The following is a 14,943-nucleotide window of genomic DNA, read 5'->3' on the forward strand; positions in this document are numbered from 1 at the left end:
GTTCAAGAAAGGAGTCATATGAATCCAGAAGATTTATTAAACAACCCACAATTACAGAATATTTCACCAGAAAAACTTGCTCTCTTAATGGAACTGGCACAAAATAACTCTCCCAAAGGCACTCCACAGGACATGGCTGCCTCCTTAAAAAACGCGTCCGAAACCGCAAAAAAAGAAGGGATAAACTTTTCTTCTAATGAACGGAACATGATTATTGAAGTTATGAAACAAGGAATGTCTCCTCAAGAACAGAAAAAAGTCGATTTACTGATGCAGATGATGAAAAATATGCGGTAGTAATCTTTTGCATTAAAGCAAAAATGCTTATGGAAGGTTGACATACTTCAACTTCCCATAAGCATCAAACTTATACCGTACTATATTTTACTTTGCTACAATATTGATAATCTTACCCGGAACATAAATCTCTTTGATAATATTTCCGGTCAATTTATCTCCAAGAGCTTCTTTTCCAGCTGAAATCGCTGTATCTTTATCAGCATCTACTGCAATGGTAACCGTAGCCTTTGTCTTTCCATTTAACTGTACTGCAATCTCTACTGTGTTTTCTTTCGTCTTTTCTTCTTCATATTCCGGCCATGCATTCTGGTATAATCTTCCTTCATATCCGCACGCAGCCCACAATTCTTCTGTGATATGTGGGGCTACCGGATTCAGTAATAACAAGAAGGTCTTAAACTCTGCACGGTTAATCTTTCCTGCCTTGGAGAAGTCATTTAAAATAGACATCAATGCTGCAATTGCTGTATTGTACTTCAGATTCTCATAGTCAGAACTTACTTTTTTTATCAGCTGATGCATTTTTGTCTCAAATTCCTCACTATAAGCATCACCATCTACCAGTGTATCCTGCAATTTCCATACACGCTCTAAGAATCTTCTACATCCCTTTACACCATTTTCAGACCAGGACGCACTTAAATCAAATGCGCCAATAAACATCTCATATGTACGAAGGGTATCTGCACCATATTCTAATACGATATCATCCGGATTAACTACGTTTCCTCTGGACTTTGACATCTTCTCCCCGTTCTCTCCTAAAATCATACCATGAGAGGTTCTCTTCTGATATGGTTCCGGTGTTGGAACTACCTTTTCATCATACAAGAACTTATGCCAAAATCTAGAATAAAGCAAATGCAAGGTTGTATGCTCCATACCACCATTATACCAATCAACAGGCAACCAATATTTCAATGCTTCCGGGCTTGCCAGCGCTTCTTTATTATGTGGGTCTGTATAACGAAGGAAATACCAGGAAGAACCTGCCCACTGAGGCATCGTATCTGTTTCTCTCTTTGCCGGACCGCCACAGCATGGACAAGTAGTGTTTACCCATTCATCCATTGCAGCCAGTGGAGATTCTCCATTATCCGTCGGCATATAGCTTTCTACTTCCGGAAGTTCCAAAGGCAGTTCACTTTCCGGAATTGGTACATAACCACATTTTTCACATTTTACAATTGGAATTGGTTCTCCCCAATAACGCTGACGAGAAAATACCCAATCTCTTAACTTGAAATTGGTCTTACCCTTTCCGATTCCTTTTTCCTCTAAAAATTCAATGATTTTTTTCTTAGCCTCTGCTACTTCCAGACCATCTAAGAATCCAGAATTTATCATCTTTCCGGTAGCTACATCTGTATAAGCTTCTTCCTGAACATTTTCGCCACCAGCTACTACCTCAATGATTGGAAGATTAAACTTCTTAGCAAATTCCCAGTCTCTGGTATCATGTGCCGGAACTGCCATGATTGCTCCGGTTCCATAACTCATCAATACATAATCAGATACCCAGATAGGAATCTCTTTGTCATTTACCGGATCAACTGCTTTTAAACCGTTGATTTCTACACCTGTCTTTTCTTTCGCAAGTTCAGAACGTTCAAAATCAGACTTTCTAGATGCTTGTTCCCTGTATGCTACGATTTCATCCCAATTCGTAATTTCATCCTTATATTTATCTAAAACCGGATGTTCCGGAGACACTACCATATAGGTTGCTCCAAACAGAGTATCTGGTCTGGTAGTATAAACAGTGAGCTTATCTTCCTTACCTGCGATTTTGAAATCAACTTCTGCTCCCTGGCTTTTTCCAATCCAGTTTTTCTGTGAAACTTTAACACGTTCAATATAATCAACGTCATTTAAACCTTCCAGAAGCTTATCAGCATACTCTGTAATTTTAAGCATCCACTGGCTCTTTACTTTTCTTACAACAGGTGCACCGCATCGCTCGCATACACCATTTACAACCTCTTCATTGGCAAGACCTACTTTACAGGAAGTACACCAGTTAATTGGCATTTCTGTCTTATATGCAAGTCCTGCTTTAAACAATTTAAGGAAAATCCACTGAGTCCACTTATAATATTCCGGATCAGTAGTGTTAATTTCACGGTCCCAGTCAAAAGAATATCCCAGAGAATGTAACTGATTCTTGAATCTTGATACATTATTCTTCGTTACAATCTTTGGATGAATCTTATTCTTAATTGCGTAATTTTCTGTAGGAAGTCCAAACGCATCCCATCCCATTGGATACAATACATTGTATCCCTGCATTCTTCTCTTTCTTGCTACAATATCAAGAGCAGTATATGGTCTTGGATGACCCACATGAAGCCCCTGTCCTGATGGATACGGGAACTCTACTAATGCGTAATATTTTGGCTTCGAATAGTCATCTGTTGCGGCAAATGCCTTTTCTTCATCCCAGATTTTCTGCCATTTTTCTTCCACGGCTCTGTGGTTATATGGTGCTGCCATTTTTATTCCTCCTAAGCTTGGCTCAATGCCAATCATTTTTATTCTCATTATGTATAAACCTATACTTTTAAAAGTTTATCACAAGGGGAAGATTTGTCAAGACTCTTGGTACTTTTCTCTCTTTTTTGCATATAGTATACCGAATAGTTTTTTTTCAGGAGATTACCATGACAACAAATAATTCCAGTCTTACTTTTCTAGAAAATGCATTATATCAGATGCCGGATGCCTATGCCCGCTTAGAAGGTGCTCCAGATTATCAGAATATTTATGGCATTGTCCGTTTCTATTCTGTTGAAAATGGTGTTATTGTAAATGCAGAAGTATATGGTCTTCCTTCTGCTTCTGACCCATGTGCTCCCTTTATTCATGGTTTTCATATTCACGAAGGAAACAGTTGTACCGGAAATACCACAGCTCCATTTTCAAATGCCGGTGCACATTATAATCCTCATTCCTGTCAGCATCCAGCGCATGCCGGAGATATGCCTCCCCTTTTTGCAAACAAGGGATTTGCATGGATGTTGTACTATACGGACCGCTTTTCCATTCCGGAAATCATAGAAAAAACTGTAATCATACATGAAAATCCAGATGATTTCCACACACAACCTTCCGGAAATTCGGGTTCTATGATTGCCTGCGGAGTAATACAATCAGTGGAATAAGTTATATAAAAAAATCCGCTTATGGCAATTTTCATTACCACAAGCGGATTTTCATTCTCGCTTTTTTATTCTTCCTCTTTATCTAATTTATTCGCTCTGGCAGCAACTTCCTTTTCCTGAATATCACTTGGCGTTTGCTCATATCTCGCAAATTCATACGAGAATACTCCGCTTCCACCCGTCATAGAACGCAAATCTGTCATGTATCCATACAGTTCCATATATGGCACATCTGCTGTAATCTCTGTTTTTCCGGTATCTACCGGGTTCATACCAAGCACTCTTCCGCGACGTTTATTTAAATCTCCCATAATGTCTCCGGTATATTTATCCGGCACGACTACCTTCATAGTAGCAATTGGTTCCAATAAAACAGGAGATGCCTCCATGATACCCTTTTTAAATGCCTGAATAGTTGCCATCTTAAATGCCATTTCCGAAGAATCTACCGGATGATAGGAACCATCGTACAATACAGCCTTTACTCCTACTACCGGATATGCCGCCATTGGTCCTTTCAATACAGATTCCTGAAGTCCTTTTTCCACTGCTGGGAAATAGTTTTTCGGAACTGCACCGCCTACTACCTGCTGTTCAAATACATATGGTGTTTCTAAATCACCACTTGGTTCAAAGGTCATTTTTACATGTCCATATTGGCCATGACCACCGGATTGCTTTTTATATTTATATTCCACATCTGCTTTCTTTCGGATAGTCTCACGGAATGCAATCTTTGGCCGGCTCAGTTCAATTTCTACCTTGTAACGTTCCAAAAGCTTGCTTACCACTACCTCCAAGTGTTGATCTCCAATACCATAAATCAAAGTCTGACCATTAGCACTGTCATTTTCTACTCGAAGTGTTAGGTCTTCCTGCATCAGTTTTTGCAATGCCTGAGAAATCTTGTCTTCATCTCCCTTATTTTTTGCCTTATATCTCATATAAGTATAAGGAGTAGAAATCTGTGTTTTCCCATACATCACCGGAGTCGCCTTCGTAGACAAGGTATCTCTGGTTCCTACCTTCGAAAGTTTTGCCAATGCTCCAATATCACCGGCATGAAGTTCCGGTACTTCTATCGGCTTATTTCCGTGCATTACATAAATTTTACCGATTTTATCTTCCACATCTTTTTCAGAATTATACAGCACATCATCCGTTTTCAATACTCCGGAGTTCACTTTAATAAAAGAATATTTTCCAATAAACGGGTCAACAATGGTCTTAAAAATATAAGCGCTCTTTGGTTTTCCAATATCATAATCACCATCAAAGACCTCATTTGTCTTCATGTTAACGCCTTTACAGGAACGTTTTTCCGGACTTGGAAGATATTTAATAATATCATCTAGCAAAGTATATACGCCTTGTGCCATAACACTAGAGCCCATGGATATTGGCACAATGCTTCCATCTGCCACATTATTTCGAAGTGCTGTACGAATCTCAAACTCGGAGAACTGCTCTCCTGCAAAATATCGATCCATAAATTCTTCACTGGTCTCTGCCACAGCCTCCATCAACGCTTCTCTGCAAATTTCCAGATTTGGCTTAGAATAATCCGGAATCGGCACATCTTCTACCTCGCCTTTATCATTCCAACGATTTCCCGTCTGTGCTACTACATTTACATAACCAACAAACTTTTCGTTTTCACGAATCGGAAGATGGAACGGAGCAATTCTCTTACCATACATCTCTTGTAAATCTTCCACCACCTGGCGAAAGCTTGCATTATCATCGTCCATCTCTGTCACAAAAAACATTCTCGGAATCTTATATTTTTCACAAATATCCCATGCTTTCTGGGTTCCTACTTCAATTCCATTCTTTCCGGATACTACGATTACTGCCGCATCCGCCACGCTGACTGCTTCTTCTACTTCTCCTACAAAGCCAAAATATCCAGGTGTATCCAAAACATTAATCTTCGTATCTTCCCATATAATCGGTACTACTGTTGTATTAATAGAAAAAAGACGTTTCACTTCTTCCTTATCATAATCACTTATCGTATTACCGTCACTTATCTTCCCCATTCTTGTAGTAAGACCGGAAAGATATGCCATTGCTTCTACCAACGTTGTCTTTCCGCATCCACCATGCCCTAAAAGGACAATGTTTCTAATCTTGTCTGTTGTGTAAACGTTCATGTCAATTCCCCCAATGCTAATATTTTTATATGATGTATATATTTTACTAAATTGTTTGCATATTTTCAACTATTTTGTTTATTTTTTCCAATTTATTTCATTTTGTTTTTCTTTTTATCTAAAATATTTTATTGTTTCATTTATATATTTTCGCAAATTATATTCAAAATGCACATAATGCTTTTTCGCTTTGACGCGTAAAAGTGTTGACTTTTTTCTTTTTATCACTTATGATAGATACATTATGAAAAAATTTAATTATACATTACACCTACCTGGAGGAAATAATGATGCAACCAGATAAAATTGGTTTTATTGGCCTTGGACTAATCGGCGGAGCCATCGCCAAAACCATCCACCGGGTATATCCCGATATTTCATTAATTGCATATGATATTGATACAGTTTCTCTTTCTCTTGCATTAGAAGAAGGTGTACTTACGAATGCTTACGATATCATTAGTGATGATTTTGCATCCTGTCGCTATATTTTTCTCTGTGCACCAGTGCAGAAAAATGCAGAATTTCTTGCAAAATTGTCGAGATTTGCAGGCGAATCCTGCATCATCACAGATGTTGGGAGTGTCAAGAACTCTATACATCAAGATATAGTGGGGACTAATATTGAGCCATATTTTATTGGTGGTCATCCTATGGCAGGTTCTGAAAAAAGTGGTTATACCAACTCCACTCCCTACCTATTGGAAAACGCATATTATATCCTAACACCTACCGAACAGACTATTCCGAAAATAATAACAGAATTTCAGGAATTCATCCGTTCCCTCGGTGCTATTCCGCTGATAATGGACTACCGAGAACATGATTATGCAACAGCTGCAATCAGTCATCTTCCACATATCCTGGCATTTACTTTGGTAAATCTAGTAAAAAAACTGGATAATTCAGAGGAAACTATGAAGACCATTGCTGCCGGTGGCTTTCGAGATATTACACGAGTTGCCTCTTCTTCTCCAGTCATGTGGCAACAGATTTGCCTAGCAAACCAAGAGCAAATCTTAAAGCTTATTGATGCTTTTATAGAGGCTCTTTCTAATATCAAACAAGATATTGCAACTCAGAACGAGTCAGAATTGTTTCAATTCTTTCAATCTGCCAAAGATTACAGAGATTCTTTTAGTCTCAAAAGTTCTGGAGCAATTTCCAAAAGCTACGAGATTTATTGCGATTTGGTGGATGAGACTGGTGGAATTGCAACCCTTGCTACTATATTAGCAAAAAATCGTATCAGCATTAAAAATATTGGTATTATTCATAACAGAGAATTTCAAGATGGTGTTTTACATATCGAATTTTACGAGGAAGAATCTCTTCAGAAAGCTTTGGTACTTCTTCGTAACTACCAGTACACTGTCTACGAACGATGAGAGGTATTTATATGGAAATCACAAATAACTATACATTTCACGGAGAGCTGTCTGTCCCTGGAGACAAATCCATCTCCCACCGTTCCATTATGTTCGGTGCTATTGCAGACGGATTAACAGAAGTTACAAATTTTCTTCAAGGTGCAGACTGTCTTTCTACTATTTCTTGTTTTCGCAATCTTGGCATAGAAATCGAAAACAATCGCGATAAAATCTTAATTCATGGAAAAGGACTTCACGGCTTACATGCCTCTGACCACACTTTAGATGTAGGAAACAGTGGAACTACTACCAGACTGATTTCTGGAATTCTTGCAGGGCAACCATTTCAAACCACATTAAACGGTGATGCATCCATCCAAAAACGCCCCATGAAGCGTATCTTTACACCACTCTCTGCTATGGGAGCACGCTTCGAAAGTTTAAATGCAAATGATTGCGCCCCTTTTACTATTTACGGAGGACAACTTCATGGCATTCACTATGATTCTCCGGTATCTTCCGCTCAAGTAAAGTCTGCCGTTCTTCTTGCTGGACTTTACGCAGATGGACGAACAAGTGTGACAGAACCTGTACTTTCCCGAAACCATACAGAGCTCATGCTTTCCGGTTTCGGTGCAAAAATAACCTCTTCCGGAACTACAGCATCTATTGAACCGGAACCTAACTTAAATGGACAACAGATACAAGTACCTGGCGACATTTCTTCTGCCGCATACTTTATTGCCCTTGGATTAATTACTCCTAATTCTGAAATTTTAATCAAAAATGTAGGTGTCAACCCTACCAGAGACGGTATTATACAGGCAGCTCTTGCCATGGGTGGAAATCTTACCTTGCTAAATCAAAGAACCGTCTCCGGAGAACCTGTTGCAGATATTTTGGTAAAAAGCAGTTCGTTACACGGTGCCTCTATCGGCGGTGATTTAATTCCTACACTAATTGATGAACTTCCTGTTATTGCAGTAATGGCTGCTTTTGCAAACGGAACCACTACCATCACCGATGCTCAGGAATTGCGTGTAAAAGAATCTGACCGTATTGCTGTTGTCACCGAAAATCTTTCTGCTATGGGCGGTAATATTACCCCTACAGAGGATGGTATGATTATTCAAGGTGGTGTTCCACTTCATGGTGCTTACATTCATACTTATTTAGACCATCGCATTGCTATGTCCTTTGCTATTGCGGGGCTCAATGCAGATGGCAATACCACCTTTGACGACCCAAATGTCGTAACGATTTCTTATCCTTCTTTCTTCGAAGATATTGAAAAACTTACCCGATAAGTATCATCCAAAAAGAACCCGAATGAAAAGTTTCTATTCTTTCCATTCGGGTTCTTTTTACTTTTTAATCTTTCTAGTCCATTTTAAAACCAGAAGTAATTTGATTTAGCTGTTTCGACAGTTCTCTACACTCTTTTGTCATTTCATAAAGATTTTCTGTGTAGCTTACTACGTCTGTAGTCTTTCCTGCAATGTCAGATACACCTTCTGCAGATTCGTTAATCGTAGTATTAATTCCACCAATTGCTTCCGTAATAATAGAAATTCCTCTTTCTAATTCTTCAGCTTCTTTTTCTGCTTCTATCATAAAGCTCTGTATCTGTTCTGCTGCCTCTCTATATTCCTTTCCTGAAGTAAGGAAATTGCTATAATCTTTGGTAACTTCTGTCCCAAGAAATTCCAGTGTCTGCTTCAGACAATCCACTAATGTCTGTACTGAACTATTTACCTGCTCTACAATATCAATAATACCTGTGGCTGTACTAGCACTCTGCTCTGCCAGTTTTCCAATTTGATCTGCAACTACTGCAAATCCTCTTCCATTTTCTCCGGCTCTTGCAGCTTCAATAGATGCATTCAAGGATAACAAGGTGGTTTCCTCCGCAATTTCCTGAATTGTTCCGGTCAGTTCATTAATCTTATCCACTGCAGACGCCTTCTTAATTGCCTCCTTCGCAACTCCTCGAATAGCATCATACATCTGCATTGTATTCTGATTTGCCTTCTCACTTTGATTTGTCAGTTGTTCAGACTTCTCCATAATATCATATGTCATCTGAGCTCCTTCTTTTATCTTTCCGGTTACATTGATGACATTATCTTGCATATCTGCAATATTTTCATTAATAGATTCAGAGGAAGCAGATGTTTCTTCCATTCCTGCCGCAAGCTCTTCTGTTGTGGCAGAATTATCAGTAGAAGCCATATTTACTTCCCTAGATATCTCACTTAATTCTTCAGAACTGTTTAACAACTTCTCTGAAATAGCGCTTAATTTCGCCACAATCGCCGCTAGTTTCTCTTTCATATCCAAAACAGCCAATCCCATATTCCCAATCTCATCCTTGGTCTTTGGCATACTTTCCTGCATAGACAAATCAAATTCAGAAATAGAATGAATTACCTTTGTCAAAGGCTTAATAGGTTTCGTAATAAAGGATGTAATAACATAACCAATTAGAATAATCACCGCTACCAGAATTACTCCCACGATCATACAATACATATTCATTGTATTGATTGGTTCCATTACCTCAGACTTATCTGCCTGTACAAATAACACCCAATTATTTACCGTACACATAAATGCAACATACTTCTCTTCCCCGTCTACCGTGCACTCCCGCACATCTGCGGTTGTAATTACACCTTTGGTATTCAAAGTATCAAGAACTTCTTGCACAACACTATTTCCTTCAATTACTGTTCCTATCTTGTCCCTATCTTTACAATAAAGATAAGTTCCATCTGTATCTACCAAACATGCTTCACTTGATTTCATTCCCTCGATACCAACACTGTTTAGAATAAATTCCAAGCGCACTGACATATCAGTTCGTTCTGCGTCTCCCCAGAAACTTTCATATAAAGTATCTGATGCAGAAGTACATACATCATATAAATAATTCTCACAAAGTGAAACTACATTCTTCTCACTTACCACTCTGGACGCCACCAAAATCCCAGCTATCAGCAGAATGGACGTAGAAATCATCATAACGGACACTTTTCCCTTTATGGTTCCAAATATTTTTTTCATCGTTCTCACTCCAATCTTCCGATAAACAGATTATTTTTGTTCTTTCCATTGTGTCTTTACATCACTTACTACTTCTTCCCAAGTCATCTCCTCTTTCACATAACTCAAAAGATCTGCTCCAAACTGATCTTTAAAGAGCTGCCCCGGGAATGCGGTAAAGTTCCAATCCACACTCTGGCGACTTTCATCTGACATCGTTTCAATTACCTGTTGTGCCAATGGGTCTGTCGGCTTTTCATCATCTTCAAAAGTATCAAACGGTGCAATAAATCCAAGCTGATTTGTTACATAATCCTTTCCAACATCAGAAGTAAAAAGCCATTCCAGAAAATCAATGGTTGCTTTCTGATCCTCTTTAGACGCCCAACTGCTCACACTGAAATAGTTCTCTGTACCAATACAGATTCCCTGGCTTTCTTCTCCATTCATCCCTATATAAATCGGAAGGAATTTTACATCCTCCTCTGATACTATATTTCCATCAATAGAACTAATCTGCCCCCATGCCCAGTTACCATTCTGCACCATAGCCACTTTTCCTTTGGCAAACTCTTCCATAGAATCATTTACAGTCTTAGTTCCTAGCTGTGTTTTATCCGTACAGGAATTATTTACATAAAGATCAAATACATTCCTAAAATTATCAGAATATGTAAAATCTATTTCATCCAGATCATTGACCCCTTTATCCTTAAATTCAAAATAAATTGGCATATTCATAAGATGTGTCTGCCATCTCCAGTCTTCTCCGGAACTTAAAGAAGTAGAACCAAACACTCCTTCAATTCCCAACTGTTCTTTATGCGCAGTCATATCCTCTACTACTGCCTTTAGTAAATCATAACTTGTAATTTCTTCTGCGGACGATATAGATACTGCCTTATCCGGTAATGCAAAATATTTCTTCATAATACTCTCATTATAAATAATGCCATATCCTTCTACTACATATGGAATACCATACACACCACCGTCTTTTTCTACTGCCAGATTCTTATCCAACAAATGTTCATATAAATCCGTGTCTTTTAAATCCAGACAGAACTCAGACCAACTCTCATAACCAATCGGCCCATTAATCTGAAACAAAGTAGGTGCCTCCCTCTTGGCAATTTCAGACTGTAGTACCTGCTCATAAGTTCCGCTTGCTGCCGTAATTATCTTTACCTCTACTCCCGTTTCCTTTGTATAGGTCTCTGCAATTTCTTCCCATACATCTGCTACTTCCGGCTTAAAGTTTAAGTAATATATACTTCCTTCATCTTTCTTGGAGTTTCCACAACCATTCAATACAAATGCCAGAAGTAACAGCACTGTAATGATTCCCATTCTGCTTTTCTTCATCGGTATTCCCTCCCTATTTCATGATACAATATACAGTATTATTTTAACATCCTTGCTCTTTTTTGTTCAATATCTTGAAATAACCTCACAAAAAAATGACATGTTTTTACAAAAAAATGACATAAAAGGCAAGTGATTCACACCTGCCTTTTTCGCCCTATTGGCTCTCCCATTTTCACAATAGTTTCATATCCGTTCTCTGTATTTTGCAATAGTTCTTTCTCTATCTCTACTGCATCCTTCTGAAACAATAAAATTACGGTAGAACCGCCAAATTCAAACATACCTTTCTCTGTTCCTCTTTGCACAATTCCTGCTTCCTGGTGATTTACAATTCGTCCCACTAAAAGAGCACCTACCTCCATCATCAAGACTGTCTTGAAATGTTCGCTCTTTAGCAAAGAAAATTCTCTGGTATTTTCCTTATATATTGGATATACAGCATTTGCTGCCGGATTTACAGTATGGAACACTCCCGGAATATGATAGTTCCCAGATTTTCTTCCATTATCAACATAGCAGAATCGATGATAATCATCTACGGTCAGACGAAAAATACATATTGTTCCTCCCATGAACTTCTGTGCAAGTTTTCCGGAACGTAACAATGACTTTAACGTATAATCTGTGTTCTTTATTTTAAAATGACTATTTTCTTCCACAGGATAAACGCTTAATTTTCCATCGCAAGGACTAATTAATACATTCTCATCCTCCACGATTGGACGATGCTCTTTCCGTATCTGTCTAGTAAAAAACTCATTATAGGATGCATATTCTTTTTTCTCATATAGACTCATATCTATATTATTTTTTTGAATAAACGGTTGAATCAAAACTTTAGAGCATTTCTGGTTCAACAACCATCCTGCCGCTTTTGAAACACTTGGTCTTATCAGAAGTCTTAATACTATTCTTCCTACAGCGCTATTATACATCCGGTACAAAATCTTATCCTGTCCAGATTCTTCTATTGTAACATTTCCTTCCCGGTCTATGTACTTCATCTCTTTTCCTCTCTAACGCCGTACCATTTGCATCCATGGCCAGATTGCTCGAAATTCTATACGATACTGTGTAAACGTAATCATAATCACTAATGCAACAGCAACAATTGCCACTAATACAGCAAGTGTAGAATTCTTAGGTTTTTTCAGTTTAAAATCTACAACAAATAAAATTCCCACAACTAATAATGCCACATAAAGACAAATTCGAAATGCCCAATCCGGTATAAAAAACTGAACCATAAAAACAAGTGGCAAAACAATCGCCATAGAGGTAATCGGAAGCCCCTTATAAAACTTTTCGCCATTTTCTGACACAAGTGCATTCTTCGCTTCCATAACATTAAAAAATGCCAAACGTATTACAGAGTTTACGCAGTAAATTGCAATAACAATCAGGCCAATTATACCACGCACTCCTAAAAGATAACAAATCATAGCAGGAAATACTCCAAAACAGACCATATCACATAATGAATCAATCTGAATTCCAAATGACTTCTCATCTTCTGTCCTGTTCTTCATCGCACGGGCAATTTTTCCATCAAACATATCACATAATCCAGACAATGCCAAACAAAAAATCGCCGTCTTAAATCTTCCATGAATCGCTTGAGTCATTCCAAATACGGAAGACAACAAGCTTATGTACGTTAATATTACTGAATAATTATAAAATCCTATCATTTTCTTTTTCCCCGTTTCTTTCTAAATCACTCTGTTTGCGAATGCCCTATTCTAAAATGTGCTACTGCAGTCATGACTGCACTAAATAGTAACTGTACATAATATGCAATTCCACGACTCAATACCATTCCCGGTAGCAACAGACTTCCTACAAAAACACTCTTAAAAATAATCAGGAATAAATTTTCGCTAATTCCCATTCCGCCAGGCAAAGGAAGCATATCCACAGATACGGATACCACCGCTTGCAACATCACCACATCATACACACTCGCTCCGCTTAAGCCAAATGCTTTATATACAAACCATGTAACAAAAAACAGCGCAAACCTCTGTAAAAAAGTAATCACCATTACATTTCCAATTACCATTTTGTGTGTTTTAAAATAAACTGCTGCTGCTTCATAACGTTCCATAGATGCTTCTAATTTTTGCTGACGCTCCGGCTTCTTCTTCATCAAATGTATATGTTCCAGAAAGTGCATTCCCTTTACCAACATATTCTTTGCAAGATTAGGACAAAACACCAGAAACGACATAAAAATGCAACAGAATACATTTAAAGCTACTCCAAGATAAAAAATCGGAAGGATTCCCTCTAAGTACTGATGTACGAATCCTCTTTGAAAAAATGCTACAAACAATCCAATAAAAACCAATACTGATTTATATGTAATTGTAACAATCATCAGAACTAATGTCGCTACCGGTATTGGAATTTTATTTCTACGCATATAGTATATTTGTGCCGGCTGTCCGCCTGTAGCAGACGGTGTAATTGCACTAAAGAAAAATCCCACACAGGAATACAGAAAACAAGTTCTTTTTTTTGTTTTAATATTCAGGGTTCCAAACATATAATGAATAATGATGGATTCACCCCAGATAAAAAATATAACCGCCGCCCCGGCAGGTATGATATACCAAGGATTTACTCCCTCTATCGCCTTTGCAACCGCATGCAAATCTTCCCCATGAAACACACTGTAAATCGTTAATAAAAAAACTGCTACTAAAAACAATGTATTTCCTATTTTCTTTCTCTTACTCTCCACGTTTATATATCCTTTCACATAGCCGTTCCAACGGTCGATAACACTTCGTATGGAATGCAATATAATAGGTTAACTCTGCAATTGCAATTCCACCGAACACATCTACAATGTAATGCTGCTTGGTAAACTGTGTAGACGCACAAACAAGCAATGCGAAAACACAGGAAAACGCACGATACCATTTTGGTACTTGCTTCTGTCCTCGGATTCCGATATAGCAAAACCAGCTAACCAAGCAATGGATAGACGGAAATAGGCGCGTAGGTGCATCTATATCATACACAAATTGAAGTATGTTTTCCCATAAACCATCACCTAATTCAGGACGTATATTCGTAGTCGGAAGAATCAAAAAAAACAAACAGCAAATCAACCTTGACATAATATCTGCTGTCACAAAACGATAACAGTGTTCCTTGCCTTGACCTGCAATCAGTATATAATTGATTCCCCAGAATAGATAACATCCTAAATATATAATTATAAATTCCGGTACAATAGGAACCGCTTGATCAAAAGTAGTAGTTAAATCATAGTGTTTCCAGCTGTCTGCTATCGGAGCAATTCCCATATAAACAAGAAAATTCACTGCCAGACAAGCCAGCAGTGGAAAAACAGCATATGCCGGAATTAGTTTTTGAATTTTCTCTTTCATTCTTAGTCTCCTCTTACTGCAACTAAAGAATATTATACCAGATTATGACAAATAGTCCACTTAATTTATTCTTAAATTTTACAAAATTAAAAAAATTTCTACATTTTACATATATTATCTACTCCCAAAAGAAGAAATCCCT

The 14,943-nt window shown here is 38.0% G+C and carries 12 protein-coding genes; 4 read left to right on the forward strand and 8 right to left on the reverse strand.

The features are described 5' to 3' along the window. Positions 1 to 18: 18 nt before the first annotated feature. A complete protein-coding gene (locus BIV20_RS08025; RefSeq protein ID WP_075719825.1) occupies positions 19 to 297 on the forward strand; it encodes a hypothetical protein in 279 nt (92 codons plus the stop codon). Between the two features lie 87 nt (positions 298 to 384). Here BIV20_RS08025 and leuS read toward each other — a convergent pair whose 3' ends face one another. Next, positions 385 to 2,793, reverse strand: a complete 2,409-nt coding sequence (gene leuS, locus BIV20_RS08030; RefSeq protein ID WP_075719827.1) for a leucine--tRNA ligase — start codon at positions 2,791 to 2,793, stop codon at positions 385 to 387. A 167-nt stretch (positions 2,794 to 2,960) separates the two neighbouring features. Between leuS and BIV20_RS08035 the strand changes: the two genes are divergently transcribed. Then, on the forward strand, positions 2,961 to 3,461 hold the full coding sequence (locus tag BIV20_RS08035; protein ID WP_075719829.1) for a superoxide dismutase family protein: 501 nt from the start codon (positions 2,961 to 2,963) through the stop codon (positions 3,459 to 3,461). Between the two features lie 65 nt (positions 3,462 to 3,526). Here BIV20_RS08035 and BIV20_RS08040 read toward each other — a convergent pair whose 3' ends face one another. Then, on the reverse strand, positions 3,527 to 5,617 hold the full coding sequence (locus BIV20_RS08040) for an elongation factor G (RefSeq protein WP_075719831.1): 2,091 nt from the start codon (positions 5,615 to 5,617) through the stop codon (positions 3,527 to 3,529). Between the two features lie 290 nt (positions 5,618 to 5,907). Between BIV20_RS08040 and BIV20_RS08045 the strand changes: the two genes are divergently transcribed. Both BIV20_RS08045 and aroA read left to right on the forward strand, forming a co-directional pair. Next, positions 5,908 to 7,005, forward strand: coding sequence for a prephenate dehydrogenase/arogenate dehydrogenase family protein (locus BIV20_RS08045; RefSeq protein WP_192848878.1), 1,098 nt, complete (start codon positions 5,908 to 5,910; stop codon positions 7,003 to 7,005). Between the two features lie 11 nt (positions 7,006 to 7,016). Then, positions 7,017 to 8,294 (forward strand): 3-phosphoshikimate 1-carboxyvinyltransferase, encoded by a 1,278-nt coding sequence (aroA, locus tag BIV20_RS08050; RefSeq protein WP_075719835.1) that lies wholly within the window; start codon positions 7,017 to 7,019, stop codon positions 8,292 to 8,294. A 73-nt stretch (positions 8,295 to 8,367) separates the two neighbouring features. On the opposite strand, the gene BIV20_RS08055 is transcribed toward aroA, so the two are convergent. The 6 genes from BIV20_RS08055 to BIV20_RS08080 form a co-directional block, all read right to left on the reverse strand. Beyond that, on the reverse strand, positions 8,368 to 10,053 hold the full coding sequence (locus tag BIV20_RS08055) for a methyl-accepting chemotaxis protein (protein ID WP_075719837.1): 1,686 nt from the start codon (positions 10,051 to 10,053) through the stop codon (positions 8,368 to 8,370). A 30-nt stretch (positions 10,054 to 10,083) separates the two neighbouring features. Next, the gene (locus BIV20_RS08060; protein WP_075719839.1) at positions 10,084 to 11,397 is read right to left on the reverse strand and encodes an ABC transporter substrate-binding protein; all 1,314 of its coding nucleotides are present in this window, start codon (positions 11,395 to 11,397) and stop codon (positions 10,084 to 10,086) included. A gap of 137 nt (positions 11,398 to 11,534) precedes the next feature. Then, entirely contained in the window at positions 11,535 to 12,404 is an 870-nt protein-coding gene (locus BIV20_RS08065) for a phosphatidylserine decarboxylase (RefSeq protein WP_075719841.1), read from the reverse strand. A gap of 12 nt (positions 12,405 to 12,416) precedes the next feature. After that, complete coding sequence (locus BIV20_RS08070) at positions 12,417 to 13,091, reverse strand: CDP-alcohol phosphatidyltransferase family protein (protein ID WP_075719843.1); 675 nt, start codon at positions 13,089 to 13,091, stop codon at positions 12,417 to 12,419. A 26-nt stretch (positions 13,092 to 13,117) separates the two neighbouring features. Beyond that, entirely contained in the window at positions 13,118 to 14,146 is a 1,029-nt protein-coding gene (locus BIV20_RS08075) for a lysylphosphatidylglycerol synthase transmembrane domain-containing protein (protein ID WP_075719845.1), read from the reverse strand. After that, positions 14,136 to 14,801 (reverse strand): phosphatase PAP2 family protein, encoded by a 666-nt coding sequence (locus BIV20_RS08080; protein WP_075719847.1) that lies wholly within the window; start codon positions 14,799 to 14,801, stop codon positions 14,136 to 14,138. The genes BIV20_RS08075 and BIV20_RS08080 overlap by 11 nt, the downstream gene beginning before the upstream one ends. Positions 14,802 to 14,943: the final 142 nt, after the last annotated feature.

Source organism: Roseburia sp. 499 (assembly GCF_001940225.2).
GTDB lineage: Bacteria > Bacillota > Clostridia > Lachnospirales > Lachnospiraceae > Petralouisia.